This is a genomic window from Brachybacterium kimchii (genome assembly GCF_023373525.1).
In the GTDB taxonomy this organism is placed as follows: Bacteria; Actinomycetota; Actinomycetes; order Actinomycetales; family Dermabacteraceae; genus Brachybacterium; species Brachybacterium kimchii.
In genome coordinates, this window is the sequence record NZ_CP097218.1 from 2,794,290 (window position 1) to 2,812,666 (window position 18,377).

General features: G+C 72.8%; 12 protein-coding genes. 9 read left to right on the forward strand and 3 right to left on the reverse strand.

Going from position 1 to position 18,377, the window contains the following annotated elements:
- Nucleotides 1-10 precede the first annotated feature (10 nt).
- The 8 genes from M4486_RS12785 (at nt 11) to dhaM (ending at nt 10,857) form a co-directional block, all read left to right on the forward strand.
- Nucleotides 11-1,135, forward strand: coding sequence for a carbohydrate kinase family protein (locus M4486_RS12785; protein WP_249477619.1), 1,125 nt, complete (start codon nt 11-13; stop codon nt 1,133-1,135).
- Nucleotides 1,136-1,175: 40 nt separating this feature from the next.
- Nucleotides 1,176-3,935: a sugar-binding protein gene (locus M4486_RS12790; RefSeq protein WP_249477620.1), complete on the forward strand. Its 2,760-nt coding sequence runs from the start codon at nt 1,176-1,178 to the stop codon at nt 3,933-3,935.
- Between the two features lie 176 nt (nt 3,936-4,111).
- Complete coding sequence (locus tag M4486_RS12795) at nt 4,112-6,013, forward strand: ABC transporter ATP-binding protein (protein WP_249477622.1); 1,902 nt, start codon at nt 4,112-4,114, stop codon at nt 6,011-6,013.
- Entirely contained in the window at nt 6,010-7,824 is a 1,815-nt protein-coding gene (locus tag M4486_RS12800; RefSeq protein WP_249477623.1) for an ABC transporter ATP-binding protein, read from the forward strand. Before M4486_RS12795 ends, M4486_RS12800 begins: the two co-directional genes overlap by 4 nt.
- Nucleotides 7,821-8,642 carry a TetR/AcrR family transcriptional regulator gene (locus tag M4486_RS12805; RefSeq protein ID WP_249477624.1) on the forward strand — a complete coding sequence of 274 codons (822 nt, stop codon included), beginning with the start codon at nt 7,821-7,823 and terminating at the stop codon, nt 8,640-8,642. The genes M4486_RS12800 and M4486_RS12805 overlap by 4 nt, the downstream gene beginning before the upstream one ends.
- Nucleotides 8,643-8,673: 31 nt before the next feature.
- The gene (gene dhaK / locus M4486_RS12810) at nt 8,674-9,672 is read left to right on the forward strand and encodes a dihydroxyacetone kinase subunit DhaK (protein WP_249477625.1); all 999 of its coding nucleotides are present in this window, start codon (nt 8,674-8,676) and stop codon (nt 9,670-9,672) included.
- Between the two features lie 70 nt (nt 9,673-9,742).
- On the forward strand, nt 9,743-10,438 hold the full coding sequence (gene dhaL, locus M4486_RS12815; protein ID WP_249477626.1) for a dihydroxyacetone kinase subunit DhaL: 696 nt from the start codon (nt 9,743-9,745) through the stop codon (nt 10,436-10,438).
- Nucleotides 10,435-10,857: a dihydroxyacetone kinase phosphoryl donor subunit DhaM gene (gene dhaM, locus M4486_RS12820; protein WP_249477627.1), complete on the forward strand. Its 423-nt coding sequence runs from the start codon at nt 10,435-10,437 to the stop codon at nt 10,855-10,857. The genes dhaL and dhaM overlap by 4 nt, the downstream gene beginning before the upstream one ends.
- A gap of 242 nt (nt 10,858-11,099) precedes the next feature.
- On the opposite strand, the gene M4486_RS12825 is transcribed toward dhaM, so the two are convergent.
- The 3 genes from M4486_RS12825 to betT all read right to left on the reverse strand — a co-directional run bounded on the left by M4486_RS12825 (nt 11,100) and on the right by betT (nt 16,540).
- Nucleotides 11,100-12,662, reverse strand: coding sequence for a GMC family oxidoreductase (locus M4486_RS12825; protein ID WP_249477628.1), 1,563 nt, complete (start codon nt 12,660-12,662; stop codon nt 11,100-11,102).
- Nucleotides 12,663-12,761: 99 nt separating this feature from the next.
- Entirely contained in the window at nt 12,762-14,237 is a 1,476-nt protein-coding gene (locus tag M4486_RS12830; RefSeq protein ID WP_249477630.1) for an aldehyde dehydrogenase family protein, read from the reverse strand.
- Between the two features lie 80 nt (nt 14,238-14,317).
- Nucleotides 14,318-16,540, reverse strand: a complete 2,223-nt coding sequence (betT, locus tag M4486_RS12835; protein ID WP_249477631.1) for a choline BCCT transporter BetT — start codon at nt 16,538-16,540, stop codon at nt 14,318-14,320.
- A 287-nt stretch (nt 16,541-16,827) separates the two neighbouring features.
- Here betT and M4486_RS12840 point away from each other — a divergent pair, with 287 nt between their 5' ends.
- Complete coding sequence (locus M4486_RS12840; protein ID WP_249477632.1) at nt 16,828-18,348, forward strand: alpha-amylase family glycosyl hydrolase; 1,521 nt, start codon at nt 16,828-16,830, stop codon at nt 18,346-18,348.
- The last annotated feature ends 29 nt before the right edge of the window (nt 18,349-18,377 follow it).

Genomic DNA, 18,377 nt, shown 5'->3' on the forward strand with positions numbered 1-18,377 from the left:
AGTGAGAGAGATGGACGAGACCGCACCCACCACGACCTCCGCGGCCGGGGACTGGGACCCGCTGGCCTCCCAGCGCACCCCCGACGACCCGCCGCTGGACGTGCTGCTCTCGGGCACGGTCTTCTTCGACATCGTGTTCACGGGCCTCGAACGGATGCCCGCTCCGGGCGAGGAGCTGTGGTCCGAGGGGCTCGGATCGTGCCCCGGAGGGATCGCGAACCTCGCGACGGCGACCGCCCGCCTGGGCCTGCGCACCGGGCTCGTCGCCGGCTTCGGGGACGACGCCTACGCGGACTGGATGTGGGAGACCCTCAGCCGCGACGAGGGCATCGACCTGCACGCCTCGCGCCGCTTCCCCAGCTTCCACTCGCCGCTCACCGTCTCCGTCGCCACCCCGGAGGACCGGGCGATGGTCACCCACGGCCACCCCCTGCCCGAGCCGCTCTCGACGCTCATCGACAGGGCGCCCGCCGCCCGCGCGGCCGTCGTGGACCTCGCCGGGGAGACCGCCTGGTGGTCGCGCCTGGCGGAGGCGGGCACGATGATCTTCGCCGACATCGGCTTCGATGCGACCGGCCGCTGGGACCCGGCCGACCTCGCCCCGCTCACCCACTGCCACGCCTTCACCCCCAACGCGGTCGAGGCGATGGGGTACACGCGCACCTCCACCCCGGGAGCCGCCGTGCGGGCGCTCGCCGAGAAGGTGCCGCTCGCGATCGTCACCGACGGCGCCGAGGGCGCCTACGCGATCGACTCCTCGACCGGCGAGGAGGAGTACTGCCCGGCCGTCCCGGTGCGCGCCCTGGACACCACCGGCGCGGGCGACGTGTTCGCCGCGGCGATCGTGCTGGGCACCCTCGCCGGCCGTCCCCTCGAGCAGCGCCTGAAGTTCGCCTCGCTGTGCTCGGCGCTGGCCGTGCAGCAGTTCGGCGGCTCCCTCGCCGCGCCCGGCTGGGGCGACATCACCGACTGGTGGAGGGCGCTGACCAGCTCCTCCGACGGCGGCGACCTGCGCGCCAAGCACACCCGCGACGGCTACTGCTTCCTCGAGGAGGTGATCCCGGACCACGCCGTCCAGGGCAAGCGCCGCGCCCAGGGCACCTTCGCGCTGCGCTCCGACGCCGGGGCGCACTGAGCGCGGGCCGGCAGCATCCCGAGGATCCGTTCGAGGAGGAATGATGATCCCGATCCCCCAGTCCACGACCCGCCCGACCCGCCGCAGCGTCCTGCGCGGCGGTGCCGCCCTCACTCTCGCGGGCGGCGTCGGAGCACTCGCCGGTGGCGCGCTCACCCCTGCCGAGCAGGCCGCGGCCGCCGGCGCCATCGACCTGGACGTGCTGTACATCGGCGCGCATCCGGACGACGAGGCGTGGGCGCTCGCCGCCTTCGGCCAGTGGCACGAGTTCCACGACCAGGAGGCCGGGGTCATCACGGTGACCCGCGGCGAGGGCGGCGGCAACGCCGTCGGCCTCGAGGAGGGCCCCGAGCTGGGCGTCATCCGCGAGGCCGAGGAGCGCACCGCGGTGGGCATCGCCGGCATCCGCCACGTCTTCAACCTCGACGCAGTGGACTTCTACTACACGCTCTCCGCGCCGCTCACCCAGGAGGTATGGGGTGAGAAGGCCGTGCTCAGCCGCATCATCCGGGTCGTGCGCGCGACGCGGCCGGACGTCATCGTGACGATGAACCCGTCGGCCATCGAGGGCAATCACGGCAACCACCAGCAGGCGGCGCGCTTCGCCCTCGAGGCCTACCTGATGGCCGGCCGCGAGGACGTCTTCCCCGAGCACTTCGACGAGGGGCTGAAGCCCTTCTCCCCCGCCCGGATCCTTCGTTCGGGCTCCGACGGCACCGGCGGCACCGGCCCGGACGCGGTGGCGGACGGCTTCGAGCCCACCGTCGCCTCCGACGTCGTCTTCGGCGCCTGGAACGGGACGGGGTCCGCGGAGCACGGCACGCGCTGGAGCGCCCTGCTCGACGAGTCGATCCACTCCTACGCCACGCAGGGATGGACGGTGAATCCGCCGTCGCCGACCGACCCCGCGGAGATCCCCGTCGCCTGGTTCACGCTCCTCGACTCCCGCACGCCGCTCGCGGATCCCACCAGCGGAGACGAGGCCGCCCTGCGCGGCGCGTCCCTGCCGTCGGCGAAGGGCGGGCTGCCCGAGGGCACGCGACTGGAGATCACCGCCGACGCCTTCGAGGTGGTCCCCGGCGTCCCGTTCACCGTGGAGGTCACGGCGCGCGCCGCGCGCAGCGCCCTGCCGCGGGCGGAGGTGGCGCTGGAGACGCCGAAGGGCTGGACCGTTCAGGGTCGGACCTCCCTCGGCACGATCGCGAAGGGACGCAGCGCGTTGGCCCGGCTCACCGTCACGCCAGCCTCCGACGCCGAGACCGGGACGGCCGTGCAGCTGACGGCGACTCTGCGCTGCCCGCGGGGCGAGGGCCGCAACGTGCTCCCTCTGCAGGTCTCCGGTCCTGTCCGCGCGGGCCTCGCGCCCCGCTCGGAGATCGCGCAGTTCCTGGACTGGACCGACGACCTGGGCATGCAGCGCCTGGACGCCCTGGTCCCGACGCAGCACGCGCTGGGTTCGGGGCTCGCGAGGACGCTCGACGTCGAGGCCCGCAACCTCACCGACGAGGCCCGCTCCGCAGATGTGGAGCTCACGCTTCCCGCGGGCATCACGGCGGACCCCGCGACGCTCACCGTCGCCTCGATCCCTGCCCACGGGACGAAGACCGTGCAGGTCACCCTCGAGAACACGGACGCGTCCCTGCCGACGGCCAACCGCGCGCCGCACGGCGGGGTCTACCCGGTGACGGTGCGCGCCGTGAGCGACGGCACCGCGCACGTGGAGAAGCAGGGGCTCGTGCTCGTGCCCCGGCTGGTCGCGAAGCCCTCGGACGAGGTCGCGGTCGACGGTCGCCGGGAGGACGGCGAGTACCCGGGCGATCCGATCGACGTGGGCACCCTGTGGGAGGGCACCGAGGTCACCGCGGCGGACGCCTCCGGCTCCGCCTGGGTCACCTTCGACGAGGAGGCGCTCCACGTCTTCGTGCACGTCGTCGACGACACCGAGGGCACGGTGCTCGGGGCCGATGACAACAAGCAGCGCTTCCGCACGGACTCCGTGGAGATCATGATCGACCCGCGCGGCGACTCCGAGTCAACGGCCTCGACGTTCATCCTGGGCATCCTCCCGGACACCCTGGACGCCCACGGGGCCTCGGCGGGCGTCGCCGCGGGCCGGGACCACGACCAGCACCAGGGCGCGCTCGCGGAGACGGCACCGGGGGTGCGCGTCGCCTCCCGCATCAGCGACCCGTACGAGGGCTACGACCTCGAGGCGACCATCCCCTTCGACGCGCTTCCCAACGGGATCGATCCCGAGCGCATCGGCCTGAACGTCGTCGTCTACGACTCGGACACCCAGGACCGCACCGGACAGTCCCGCATCGGCTGGTCGACCTTCCCCGGCGTGCAGGCCGACCCGTTCCGCTGGGGCGTGCTGCAGCTGCCGCAGGCCGACGCCGGGGACGACGCGCCGAAGGATCCCGTCATCCCGAACACCGCCGCCCGCTCGGTCGAGTCGGCCCAGTCGATCATCCAGTCGGCGGCCGATGGCGTGGGGCTCGGCGGGCGGCCCGACCTGGGGCGCTCCGTGCTGAGCATCCACGACGTGCGCAGCTCCGGCGGCCGCGTGCGCGCCCGCGTGCGCTCGCGTCGCGGCGGCACCCTGAGTGTTCTCGCCTGGGACGGCGAACGCACGCTGGGCCGGGCGAAGGAGGTCGAGGTCCGCGCGGGCCGCACCACGCGGGTCTCCTTCGCGATCGAGGCGCCGAAGGGCGGGTCGTCCGCGCGGCACCTGATCGTCCTCGCCGCTTCCCTCGAGGACTCCGACGGCGCGACGGCGGCCGCGACCGCGAAGGCCTGAGCGGGTCCGCGCCGCCACTTCCGGGCTGATCACAGCCCAGCTCGTCTCACCTCAGCCTCACCGCCCCTAGCGCTTAAGCCCCTTAAGTATTAGGTTGCCCTTACCGGGTTCGCGTGATGCCTCGCCGCGCTCACGTGCGACGGCCCGGTGACCGCACCCGATCAAGGAGCCTGCGCATGCGCGCCATGAGCGAGGAGAAGACCTCTCCCCCACCCGCAGTGGAGACGCCCTCCGTGTTCCCGCCCACGACGTCCACGACGTCCGCGACGACGGATGCCGAGAAGCGCCGCGAGGCCGACGCGGCGCTGCGCGAGATGCTGGCCCCGGTGCGCGGGAGTCTGCTCGCCGGCCGGATCCTCGGCGTGCTCGCGGGGATCGCGACCGCCGCTCCGTACCTCGCGCTGGTGCGGCTGGGCGACGTGATGCTCGCGGGCGCCGCCGACGGCCGCCTCCCCGCCTCGCAGGAGGTGCGCCCGGTCGTGATGTGGCTGGTCACGGCCTTCATCGTGCAGGCGTTGCTGCTCTTCGCGGGCCTCATGGTCACGCACGTCTCCGACCTGCGGCTGCGCGCGCTGCTGCGCGAGCGGATGATCGGGCGGATCTCGCGCGCGCCGCTGTCGTGGTTCTCCGCGCACTCCTCGGGCAGGATCCGCAAGGCGATCCAGGACGACACCGCCTCGCTGCACCACCTCGTCGCGCACGCGCCGGTCGAGAACGCGATGGCGATCGCCTCCCCGATCGCCATGCTCGCGGCGAGCTTCGCCCTGGACTGGCGGCTCGGCCTGCTCGCGATGGTGACCCTGCCGATCTACCTGGGCCTCCAGGCCTGGTCGATGCGCGGCATGGGCGACAAGACCGCCGAGATGGACACCCGGCTCGGCGAGGTCTCCTCCCGAGCGGTCGAGCTCGCCGACGGCATCGCCGTCATCAAGGCATTCGGGCAGGTGGGCCGCGCGCACGACCGGTACACGCAGGCCGCGCGCGCCTTCTCCCGCTTCTACCTGGACTGGGTGGGGCCGATGCTGCGCGCGAGCGCGCTCTCGGAGGCGCTCGTCTCCGTGCCCGTGATCGTGCTGATCATGATGAGCGGCGGCGCCCTCCTGGTCACCGCCGGGACCGTCACGCCCGCCGCGGCGCTCGCCGCGACGCTCATCGCGCTGGTCCTTCCCGCGACCGTGCTGACCATCGGCAATGCCACCTGGAGCAGCCAGATCGCCAGCAGTGCGGCGCTGCGCCTGCGCGAGGTCCTCGAGGCTCCGCAGCTCGAGGAGACCGGGGCCGACGGACGGGGCGACGAGCGGGCCGACGCAGGCGCCATCGGCCGCGTCGGCCCCGTCGGCCGCGTCGAGTTCTCGGACGTCTCGTACTCCTACGGGCGCACGCTCGCGCTGGACGGCGTCGACCTCGAGCTCGCGCCGGGCACCGTGACGGCACTCGTCGGCCGCTCGGGGTCGGGCAAGTCCACGCTCGCGACGACCCTCGCGCGCTTCCAGGATCCCGACCGCGGATCCGTGCGCATCGATGGCCGCGACGTGCGCTCGATGACCCAGCGCGAGCTGTACTCGACCGTCTCCTTCGTGCTCCAGGATCCGCAGCTGCTGCGCATCACTCTGCGCGAGAACATCCGCCTGGCCAGGCCGGATGCGGACGATACCGCGGTGCGGGAGGCGGCCCGCGCCGCCTGCGTGCTCGACGAGATCGAGCAGATGCCGCACGGCCTGGACACGGTCGTCGGCGAGGGGGTCTCGCTCTCCGGAGGGCAGGCGCAGCGCGTGTCGATCGCGCGGGCGCTGCTCGCCGATGCCCCGGTGCTGATCCTCGACGAGGCCACCGCCGCCTCCGACCCGGACAGCGAGGCGGAGATCCAGCAGGCCCTGAACCGGCTCACCCGAGGGCGCACGGTGCTGGTCATCGCGCACAGGCCCGAGGCCGTGCTGGGCGTCGACCAGCTGGTGCGCCTGGAGGGCGGGCGCGTGGTGCGCCGACTCATCGGCGAGGAGGTGACCCCGTCCGCGATCCGCGCGGCGATGGAGGCGCCGCAGTCCACGTCCGTCCCGTCGATCCAGGAGACCCGATGACCGCCCAGCAGACCCTTCCGCCCCGCACCCGACCGGCCGGAGGCCGTCGGCTCCCGCTCCCCGATCCGCTCATGCTGCGCGACTTCCGCCCGCTGCTCTCGACGCGGGGCCGCAGACTGCTGCGCGGCTCGCTCGTGCTCGAGTGCGCGACCGGCGTCCTCGAGGGCCTGAGCCTGCTGGCTCTGCTGCCGCTCTCGGCCGCCCTCGCACAGGGCAGCCCCGCCGCCGGGCTCGGCGTCGGCGGCTGGCTGATCGTGCTGGTGGTCCTCGCGATAGTCGCGGGCATCGTCCGCTTCCGCGACGCGATCCTGGGTTACAGCGTCGCCACGGACTTCATCGACAGCGCGCAGCGGGCGATCGGCGACCGCCTCACCGTGCTGCCACTGGGCTGGTTCACGGGCGAGCGCGCCGGGAGGATCTCGCGCCTGGTCTCCGACGGGACGATGGCCGCGGGCCAGGTCCTCGCACACATCGCCGGTCCCGTCGTCTCGGGCGTCGCGGCGCTGGTCACGCTGGGCGTCGGCTCCTGGTTCTGGGACTGGCGCCTGGGGCTCGCGCTCACCGTCTCGGCTCCCCTGCTGCTCGTCGTGCTGCTGCTCGGCAAGCGCCTGAAGAGCTGGTCCGACGCCTCCCTGGTCGCCGGGACGGCGGAGGTCTCCACGCGCGTGGTCGAGTACGCGGCCTGCCAGAGCGCCCTGCGCGCGGCCGGCCGGTCCGACGACTTCGCTCCGCTGAGCGAGGCCTGCCGCGCGGACGACGCCGCACGACGGAAGAACCTCTGGTGGTCCTCGCTCGCACTCCTCATCAACGGCGGCGCCGGCCAGTGGCTGATCTGCGGTCTCATCGTGCTTGCCGCGCAGCTCGCGACCTCCGGGGCGCTCGGCGCGATCCAGACGATCGCATTCATCGGCATCGCCCTGCGCTTCGCCAAGACTCTCGACCTGCTGGGATCGCGGATCGTCGGCGTCGAGAACGCCCGTGAGCCGCTCGAGGCGACCCGCGAGATCATGACCGCGCCCACACTGCTCGAGGCGAGCGGCGAGACGGACCTGCCCTCGCCCGGCCGGGTCGAGCTCGAGGACGTCGCCTTCGGCTACGACCCGCAGCGACCCGTGCTGCGCGGCGTCTCGCTGGACGCCGCTCCGGGGACGATGACGGCGATCGTCGGCCCGTCGGGGTCGGGGAAGACGACGATCGCGCGCCTCGTGGCGCGCTTCTGGGACGCCGACGGCGGCTCGGTGCGGGTGGGCGGCGCGGAGCTGCGGACCCAGCCGACCACGCAGCTCATGGACCAGATCTCGATGGTCTTCCAGGACGTCTACCTGCTGGACGACACCCTCGAGGCGAACGTGCGGCTGGGCCGCGAGGACGCCTCGGACGCCGAAGTGCGCGAGGCCGCGGAGCTCGCCGGCGTCTCTGAGATCGCCGCGCGCCTGCCCGAGGGCTGGGCGAGCCGTGTGGGCGAGGGCGGCAGGGCGCTCTCCGGCGGCGAGCGCCAGCGCGTCTCGATCGCCCGCGCCCTGCTCAAGCGTGCCCCCGTGGTGCTGCTGGACGAGGCCACGAGCGCCCTGGACGCGGAGAACGAGGCGCACGTGTTGCGCAGCGTCGAGCATCTCCGCGAGACCGCGACGCTGCTGGTCATCGCCCACAAGCTCGACACGGTGCAGAAGGCCGACCAGATCCTGGTGCTCGGGGCCGACGGGACCGTGCGCGAGCGCGGCCGCCACGAGGAGCTCCTCGCTCGCGGGGGCGACTACCGGCGCTTCTGGGATCGCCGCGTGCAGGCCGCGGGGTGGACACTGGGCGGATGAGCCCCGACCCCGCCCCGTCGAGCCCCGCGTCGTCGAAGCCGGCCCCGTCTGGCCGTGCCCTCCGCACGGGCCCGAAGCCCCGCTTCACCGCTGATCAAGCGGTGGACGCGGCGCTGGGCCTGGGGATCGAGCGCTTCACGCTGGCGGGCGTCGCCGCGGCGCTCGGCATCTCCGCGCCCGCGCTCTACCGCGTGGTCGACAGCCACGAGGACCTCGTGGACCTGTGCCTGGCGCGGATCGCCGGGCAGATGCGGCTGCCGACGTCCGGCGCGAGCTGGCAGGACCAGCTGCGCTTCTTCGCCGACGAGACCTGGCGCCTCACGCAGGAGCACCCGGGGCTGCCGGCGACCATCCTCGAGCGGCCCGGCGCGCACCTGCACCTCGCGGGCACCATGCGCGCACTCATCGGCAGCCTCGAGGCGGCCGACTTCCCCGGTGGCGCCGAGGAGATCGCCTTCGCCCTGGACTTCCTGGGCGACACGGTCTTCGTGACCCACATCGGGATCCTCCCCTACCGCCAGGCCGACGCCTCGGGCCGTCGCGGCATCGACCGCGCGCTCGAGAAGCAGGCCGACCTGCGCGGGGCCGCGTGGACGGGAGCGGGCGACGGGACTGCCGGGCACGACGAGCACGCCGGGCGCGCCGCAGACAGCGGCGAGACCGCGGCTGTCGGCGACGGCCCGGCAGCGGGCGACGACGACCCGGGCGCCCCGTCGGTGCTCACGATCGACGAATCGTGGACGGGACGCGGGATGCTCGACCGGAAGATCGACTTCATCATCGCCGGCATCGAGCAGGGACTCCTCAGCACCCCGTGACGCCGCTCACCGCACGGGGTAGCGTCGAGCCATGAAGAAGCTCATCGATGCCACGGCCGACGTCGTCGTCGACGCCCTGCGGGGCATGGCCCTCACCCATCCCGATGACCTGCAGGTGGACCTCGAGAACCGCGTCGTGCTGCGCGGCCGCCCCAAGGCCGACGGCAAGGTCGCGATCATCTCCGGCGGCGGCAGCGGCCACGAACCGCTGCACGGCGGCTTCGTGGGCGAGGGCATGCTCGACGCGGCCTGCGCGGGCGAGGTCTTCACCTCCCCTGTCCCCGACCAGATCACCGCCGCGATCGCCGCCGTGGACCGCGGCGCCGGCGTGCTGCAGATCGTCAAGAACTACACCGGCGACGTCATGAACTTCGAGATGGCCGCGGAGCTGGCCGACGCCGAGTCCGGCACCGAGGTGCGCAGCGTCGTCACGAACGACGACGTCGCCGTCGAGGACTCCACCTTCACCGCCGGCCGCCGCGGCGTGGGCGGCACCGTGCTCGTCGAGAAGATCGCGGGCGCCGCCGCCGAGGAGGGCCGGTCGCTCGACGAGGTCACCGCGATCGCCGAGAGGGTGAACCAGAACGCCCGCTCGCTCGGCGTGGCGCTGACCTCGGTGACCGTGCCCGCGAACGGCAAGCCGTCGTTCGAGCTGGGCGAGGACGAGATCGAGATCGGCATCGGCATCCACGGCGAGCCCGGGCGCCGCCGGGAGAAGATCGCCCCGGCGCGCGAGATCGCCCGCACCATGCTCGAGCCGATCCTCGCCGAGCTCCCCGGCGAGGGCCCCGTGCTGCTGCTGGTCAACGGCATGGGCGCGACCCCGCTCCTCGAGCTCTACATCCTCGCGGCCGACGCCCACGCGGTCCTCGAGGAGAAGGGCGTCGAGGTCGCCCGCGACCTGGTCGGCAACTACGTCACGAGCCTCGACATGGCCGGCGCCTCGATCACCCTGCTGCGCCTGGACGAGGAGCTCACCGCGCTCTGGGACGCACCGGTCGCCACGCCCGCGCTGCGCCGCGGGCTCTGAGCCCATCGGCCGCTCCCGTCGGCCACTCCCGGCGGCCTTCCCTCATCAGCCACCACGAAAGGAGCTGGCGATGACCAGCGAGAACACCCCCGTCTCGGAGCTCGGACTGCACGAGCTGACTACCTGGCTGCGCCGCTGCACGGAGCTCATCGACGAGAACGCCCCGCACCTCACCGACCTCGACGCGGCGATCGGCGACGCCGACCACGGCGCGAACATGCAGCGCGGCTTCGACGCCGTCGCGGGGATCCTCGACGGCGAGTACGAGGACGTCCAGGCGCTGATGAAGAAGGTCGGGATGACGCTCGTCTCGAGCGTCGGCGGCGCCTCCGGGCCGCTCTACGGCACGTTCTTCCTGCGCTTCGCGACCAGCGCGAAGGGCGCCGACGCGCTCGACCTGCACGCCCTGTTCGCCGCGCTGCAGGCCGGCGTGCACGGCATCGAGGAGCGCGGCAAGTCGATGATCGGCCAGAAGACCATGCTCGACGCCTGGGTCCCGGCGCTGGACGCCTACCAGCGGGCGGGCGAGACCCTGCAGGGCGCGGTCCTCGCCGGTGCCGCGGGAGCACAGGAGGGCCGCGACGCGACCGGTCCGATGGAGGCCACCAAGGGACGCGCCTCCTACCTGGGCGAACGCTCCGTCGGCCACATCGATCCGGGCGCCGCCTCGACCGCACTGCTCTGGGAGGCGCTCGCGGACGTGGTCCGCCCCGGCGGCCCGACGCCCGACGGGGAGGCCGATGCCGACGGAGAGGCGGCCTCATGACCGGCATCGTCGTCGTCTCGCACTCGCGTCAGCTCGCCGAGGCCGCCGTCGACCTCGCCCGGCAGATGGTCCGCGACGGCGGTCCACGCATCGAGATCGCGGCCGGCGTGCAGGACCCCGAGACCGATCAGCCGGGACTCGGCACCGATGCGGCCGCGATCAGCGCGGCGATCGAGGAGGCTGACGACGGCCAGGGGGTCGTCGTCCTCATGGACCTGGGCTCGGCGATCCTCTCCGCGCGCACTGCCCTCGAGTTCACCGAGCCCGACATCGTCGAGCGCACTCGCCTGAGCTGGGCACCGCTCGTGGAGGGGCTCGTGGGCGCGGTCGTCACCGCGGCGAGCGGCGCCGATCCCGCCGAGGTCGCCGCGCAGGCCGAGGTGGCCTCCGAGGCCAAGCACCAGCAGCTCGCGGACTGACGGGCGCCGCTGCGCCGGGTGCACCCAGCCCGGCCGGGCCGCACCTCACCGTCGGCACCGTCGACCCCCACTCCGCAGCGCACCCAGCCAGTCCGGGCCGTGAGAAGTGCGAAACGGTTGCCAAGAGCGCTCTTGGCAACCGTTTCGTACTTCTCACGCCACGCCCGCGCCCGATCGTCGCGAAGTCGGCGTCCTATCGGCGCGAACGCCGCACCCATCGGCGCGACGCGCGGCGCCCCGGCTCACTCGCCCGAGGTGATCATCTCCGCGCACTTCTCGCCCATCATCATCACGGTGATGTTGGGGTTGACGGTGACGATCTCGGGCATCGCGGAGGCGTCGACGACGCGCAGGCCGGTGACGCCCTTGACACGCAGCTGCGGGTCGAGCGGCGAGTCCGCGTCGTCGAGCGGGCCCATCCTGCACGTGCCCACGGGGTGGTAGACGGTGTTGTGGGTGGCGCTGATGTACGCGGCGAGCTCCTCGTCGGTCTGCGCCTCGACGCCCGGGGAGAGCTCGCGGCCCGCCCACTCGGCCATGGCCGGCTGGGAGACGATCTCGCGGGCCTTGCGGATCCCGGCGATCATCACGCGCATGTCGTGGCCCTCGGGATCGGTGAAGTAGCGCGGATCCACCTTGGGCTTGTCGCGGAAGTCGCGCGAGCGCAGACGCACGGTGCCGCGCGAGCGGGCGTGGGTGACGTTCGGGGTGAGGCAGAAGACCTCCTCCGCGGTGGGGTACCCGGCCCGGTAGGTGTGCATGTCGAAGGGCACTGAGCCGTAGTGCATCATCAGATCGGGCCGGTCCAGGCCCTCCTCAGTGGGGGTGAACACGCCGATCTCCCACCACTGGGTGGACTCGCGGACCATGGGCTGCTTCGCCTCCCACTGGACCAGTCCCTCGGGGTGGTCCTGCAGGTGGGAGCCGACTCCCGGGGAGTCCACGCGCACGTCGATGCCCTGCTCCTCGAGGTGCTCGCGCGGGCCGATGCCCGAGAGCATGAGCAGCTGCGGGGTGTTGATCGCCCCGGAGGAGACGATCACCTCGCGCCGGGCCTCGATGAGCGAGGGCCGCCCGAAGGCGTTGTCGACGACCTGCACGCCGGTGCAGCGCTGGTCGTCGTCGAACTCGAGCTCGCGCGCCCAGGTGCCGGTGAGGATCGTGAGGTTCTCGCGCTCGAGGATCGGGTGCAGGTAGGAGACCGAGGACGAGGAGCGGGTGCCGTCGGCCCGGCGGTTGACCTGGAAGAAGTTCGCGCCGTTGATGACGGTCTGGCCGGCGTTGAAGCGCGTGCGCGGGATGCCCGCCTGCTCGCAGGCCTCGAGGAGGGCGACGCCGGAGGGGTCCTTCGGCGGCACGTTCATGAGGTGCACGGGACCGTCGTGCCCGTGGTGGGCGTCGGTGTCCTCGTTGGTCTCGAGCTTCGTGTACAGCGGGTAGGTGCGGTCGGACTCCCAGCCCTTGGCGCCGTGGACGTCGGCCCACTCGTCGAGGTCCTCGCGCGGCGCCCAGAAGGCGATGCAGGAGTTGTGGGAGGAGCAGCCGCCCAGCACCTTCGCGCGGGCGTGGCGCATGAACGAGTTGCCGTTCTCCTGCGGCTCGATCGGGTAGTCCCAGTCGAAGCCGGACTCGAGCAGCTCCATCCAGCGGTCCAGCTGCAGGACGACGTCGTGGTCCTGGTCCGAGGGGCCCGCCTCGAGGAGGCCGACGCTCACCTCGGGGTCCTCGCTCAGGCGGGCGGCGACGGCGGCGCCGGCGGAGCCGCCGCCCACCACCACGTAGTCGAAGGTGTGGGTGGTCTGCATGTGTGGTGTTCTCCTTCGTTCGGTGTCCGGGGGTCGGGGCGCGGCGGGGCCGACGGGCCGGTCAGGGGGTTCCGCTCCGCCCGGTGGCCGCTCGCGCGCTCAGTGCTGGGGGAACCAGCCGGTGACCGCGGGACGCAGGTTCTGGTAGATGTGCTTGGCCTCCTGGTACTCCGCGAGGCCCGTCGGCCCGAGCTCGCGGCCGGAGCCGGACTGCTTGTACCCGCCCCACTCGGCCTGCGGCAGGTAGGGGTGGAAGTCGTTGATCCAGATGGTGCCGTGGCGCAGCGCGCGGGCGACGCGCTGGGCGCGGCCGGCGTCCTGGGTCCAGACGGCGCCGGCGAGGCCGTAGAAGGTGTCGTTGGCGATGGCGATCGCCTCGTCCTCGCTGGTGAAGGTCTCGACGGTGACCGTCGGCCCGAAGGCCTCGTCGCGCACCACGGACATGCCGCGGCGCACCTGGTCGATCACCGTGGGCTGGTAGTAGAAGCCCTCGTCCAGGCCCTCGCCGGTGGCGAAGGCGCCGCCGGTGCGCACGCGCGCGCCCTCGGCCTCGCCGGCGCGCACGTAGGCGTCGACCTTCTCGCGGTGGGCCTTCGAGATCAGCGGGCCGGACTCGGCCTGCTCGTCGAAGGGGCCGCCCAGGCGGATCTGCTCGGCGCGGCGCACCAGCTCGTCGACGAACCTCTCGGCGATGGTCTCCTCGACGATCAGCCGGGCGCCCGCGGAGCACACCTGCCCCGAGTGGACGAAGGCGCCGTTCATGGCGTTGTCCAGGGCCGCGTCGAAGTCGGCATCGGCGAAGACGACGTTGGGGTTCTTGCCGCCCAGCTCGAGGGCGACCTTCTTGACGGTGCGCGCGGCGTTCTCCGCGATCAGGCGCCCGGTGACGAGGCCGCCGGTGAAGGACACCATGTCCACGTCGGGGTGCGTGGACAGCGGTCCGCCGACGCTCGCGCCGGCTCCGAGGACGAGGTTGCCGACGCCCGCGGGCAGGCCGAGGTCCTCGAGCACCTGCAGCATGAGGATCGCGGTGTGCGGGGTGAGCTCGGCGGGCTTGAGCACGAAGGAGTTCCCGGCGGCGAGCGCGGGCGCGATCTTCCAGGCGGCCTGCAGCAACGGGTAGTTCCACGGGGTGATCAGCGTGCACACGCCCACGGGCTCGTGCTCGATGCGGCTGGCGACGTCCGGGTCGCCGGCGTCGACCACGCGGCCGGCATCCTGGGCGGCGATCCGCCCGAAGTAGTCGAAGCAGGCAGCGATGTCGTCCATGTCCAGGTGCGACTCGATCAGACGCTTGCCGGTGTCCAGGGACTCGGCGCGGGAGAACTCCTCCTTGCGCTCGCGCAGCTGCTCGGCGGCGCGCAGCAGCAGGGCGCCGCGGTCGGCGGCCGGGACGGAGGTCCACACCCCGGAGTCGAAGGAGCGGCGGGCGGCCTCGATCGCGGCGATCGTGTCCGTCTCGGTGCCCTCGTCGACGACGGCGACGAGCTCGCCGTCCGCGGGGCAGCGGATCTCGCGGGTGCCGCCCTCGGCGGCGGCGCGCCACGTCCCGTCGATGAACAGTGTGCTGGGCATGGTCTCTCCCTTCGTGGTGGGGCGCGGGCCCCGGGGGTGATGGTCGGTGCTGTCGGCGGGTGGGGTGGGGTCGGGCGGGGTCAGCGCACCGGGGTGGGCTCGTCGTCTGTCCGGTCCTCGTCGGCCCGGTCCCCGCGCGCCGGATCCCCGTCGGCCGACGGGCCCTCAGGATCCTCCTCGACCGCCGGGAAGTCCTCGTGCCAGTCGGTGGTGACGGCCGAGGCGAGGGCCCCGTCGACCCCTCCCTGCGAGACGCGCAGGTACTCGAGGTGCGACTCGTAGAGGTCCAGGACGTCGGTGATTAGGTGCTCCGAGGAGTAGCCGTACACGTCGTAGCCGCGTGAACCGGTCGCGGTGAAGACCTCGAGCCGGTAGTAGTCGTCGTCCTCGGGGGCGACGCGCACGGCGAAGGACGGCATGGGCTGGGCGACGGGGTGCACCTGGTAGACGAAGTCGTCGCATCCGGGCAGGCGCACGCGCAGCACGAGGCTGGGCACGGGATGGCCCTCGACGTCCTGCCGCTCGACGTCGACCTCGGCGCCGCCCTCGCGCATCTCGGAGGCGACCTCCTGCAGGGCCGGGGCGACGGTGCGCTCGAGGTAGCGCAGGGTCGCGCCGCGCTGCGGGTAGGACATGGAGCGGCGCAGTCGCGAGCGCCAGGAGTGCTCGGAGGCGCCGGAGCGGGCCACCAAGGTGGCCCGGAAGCTGTCGACCTGCTGGGTCTCGCTGCGCAGCGCGCGGTACAGGGAGATCATCACCAGGTACAGGACGATCGAGAAGGGCACGCCGATCACGAGCGTCGCCCCCTGCAGGGTGGTGATCCCGCCAACCAGCAGCATCGCGAGGGTGAGCACGCCGGTGAGGACCGCCCAGAACACGCGCAGCCAGGTGGCGCCGTCCTGCTTCGGGTCCTCGATCACGGAGGTGAAGTTCGCGAGGACGAGCGCGCCGGAGTCGGCCGAGGTCACATAGAACAGCAGGCCGGTGAGGGTCGCGAGCCCGATGAGCAGCGTCGCGCCCGGGTACTGGGCGAGCAGGTCGTAGAAGGCGCGCTCGGGTGTGGCCATCGCGACCTGTCCGAAGGCGTCGTCCCCGCCGATCACGAGCTCGAGGGCGCTGTTGCCGAACACCGAGATGAACAGGGCGATGAACAGGAACGGCACCACCAGCACGCCCAGGACGAACTGGCGGAGCGAGCGGCCGCGGGAGATCCGCGCGAGGAACAGGCCCACGAACGGCGCCCAGGCGATCCACCAGGCCCAGAAGAACAGGGTCCAGGTGCTCGACCAGGTGTCCGGCTGCTCCCACGCGAAGGTGTCCAGGAGCATGCCCGGGAAGCGCGAGAGGAAGTCGCCGACGTTCATCACGAGGCCCTCGAGGATGCGGCGCGTGTTCCCGGTGGCGGCGATGTAGACGAGCAGCACGATCGCGAGGATGACGTTGAGCTCGGAGAGCCGGCGGATGCCCTTCTCGACGCCGCTCACGGTGGACACGGTCGCCATCAGCACGCTCAGCACGATGAGGCCGATCTGCGCGCCGACGCCCTCGGGTAGTCCGAAGAGCTGGTGCAGGCCGTAGTTCAGCTGCACCACGCCGATGCCCAGCGAGGTCGCGATCCCGAAGACGGTGCCCAGCACGGCGGCGATGTCGACCGTGTGCCCGGCCCAGCCGTCCATGCGCCGGCCGAACAGCGGCGAGAGCAGCGTGCGGATGCTCAGCGGCATGTTGCGCCGGTAGGCGAAGTAGGCGAAGGCCGCGCCCATCAGCGCGTACATCGCCCAGCCCACGGGCCCGTAGTGGAAGAGAGTCCAGACGATCGCCTGCCGGGCGGCCTCGATGTTCTGCCCGCCGCCCGTGGGCGGCTCGTAGTACTGGGAGATCGGCTCGGAGACCGAGAAGAACATGAGGTCGATGCCGATGCCCGCGGCGAACAGCATCGCCGTCCAGGTGAACAGGTTGAACTGGGGCCGGGCGTGGTCGGGGCCGAGCTTGGTGGCGCCCGTGCGGCCGAGCGCCAGGAAGAGCACGAAGGCGACGACGATGCCCGCGGTGACGATGTAGTACCAGCCCAGGTTCTGGGAGGTCCAGGTGACGATCGCTCCGATCACCACCCCTGCCTGAGCGGGCGCCAGGATCGCCCAGAGCGCGACCGCGCCGATCAGGGCGGCGGACCCGATCAGCACGGGCGGGTTCGCGCGGGGTCCGCGCGGGGCCCCCGGTGCCGGGTAGATCGGGGCTGCGGCCGACGGGTCGGGCGTCAGCGCGGCCGTAGTGGTTGGGGTGCGGTCGGTGCCTGCTGTCATCTGCTCCTCGTCCTGCTGCGGGCGGTCGCGGATCCCGGCACCAGGACGCCGAGCGCCCAGGGCTCGCCGTCGATCCTCCAGCACCCTAGACGAGGCATCGGGCGGCAGCAGCGGTCCCCCGCAACCGGCTGACCGGTTGCGGCAGCCCTCGGGACAGACCCTGCCTCACCAGCGCAGACCCCCGCTTTCCCGGGGTGCTCCGCGAGACGCGCGGAGCGGCCCGAACTCCCGAGAGCGACCCCGCGGATCGGGAGGCACGTCACAGCCCGTGTCCGTACGATGGACCGATGGAGACCTCATCCGCCCCTGAGGCCCTGCCCGCTCCCGACTCCGACGCGCCGCGGTGGCAGCACGCGATCTGCTGGCAGGTCTATCCGCTGGGGTTCTGCGGCGCCCCGCTGCACCGCGAGGACCTGGGAGCCGAGACCTACGGCGAGCGCCATGGCGACAACGTGGTCCATCGGCTGGACCGCATCGTCGGCTGGCTCGACCACCTGCTCGCGCTCGGCGCGGACGTGCTGATCCTGAACCCGATCTTCGACTCCGCCTCCCACGGCTACGACACCCTCGACCATCTGCGCGTGGACCCCCGGCTGGGCGACGAATCGGACCTCGACGCGCTCATCGCGGCATGCCGCGAGCGCGGCATCTCCCTCGTGCTCGACGGCGTCTTCAACCACGTCTCGCACCTGCACCCGCTGGTGCGGCGGGCGCTGGCCGACGGCCCCGACTCCCCCGCCGGCGCGTGCATCCGCTGGTCCGGTGCGCACCCGTACGGCTTCGAGGGCAATGAGGACCTCGTCGAGCTGAACCTCGCCGAGCCCGCGGTCCAGGAGCGGATCGCCCAGGTGATGAACCTGTGGCTCGACCGCGGGATCAGCGGCTGGCGGCTGGACGCCATGTACGCGGCGGGTCCCGAGGCCTGGGCGCCGATCCTGGACGTGGTGCGGGCCGAAAACCCGGAGGCGTGGATCCTCGGCGAGGTCATCCACGGCGACTACCGGACCTTCGCCGAGGCCTCCGGTGCGGACTCGATCACCCAGTACGAGCTGTGGAAGGCGATCTGGTCCTCGATCCGCGAGACGAACCTCTTCGAGCTCGCCCACGCGCTCGGCCGGCACGAGGCGTTCGTGCACGGCGGAGAAGGCGACGGCGGGGGCTCCCCGTTCCTGCCGCTGACCTTCCTGGGCAACCACGACACCACGCGCATCGCCTCGCAGCTGCCCGATGGCCGCGACCTCGCGGTCGCCGTCACCCTGCTCGCGCTGCTGCCGGGGATCCCCGCGATCTATGCGGGCGACGAGCTGGGAGCCGTCGGCACCAAGGAGGACCGCGCGGGCGGGGACGACGCCGTGCGCCCGCTGTTCCCCGCCTCGCCCGACGCCCTGCGCTCCGGCATCGGGCCCGTCGGCACCTGGCACGGCGGGGCTCCCGCGGGCACCTCCCCCTCCCTCGCGCTGCTCTCCCGGCCCGCCGCGCCGCGCCTCTTCGAGGTGCATCAGCGCCTGCTCGGCCTGCGCCGCCGCGAGGGCTGGCTCTCGACCGCACAGGTCCGCGTGGACGAGGACTCGCTGACCAACACGTCGGCGCGGATCGTGCTCGAGGCCGCCGGGGGAGGTGCCGCCGACGGATCCGACGCCCTGCGCGAACTCGCGCTCTGGCTCAACCTCGGCGAGGATCCGCTCGCGCTGCCGGACGAGGGCGAGGTCCTCACTCTCGTCTCGGGCGCCGACATGCTCGACGCCGTCGGCCCTCCGGCGCCCGGCGCCGTACCCCCGCACGGTGTCGCCGTGACCCGGCTGATCTGAGAGAGCCCGTGCGCGGACGCCCCCTGTGA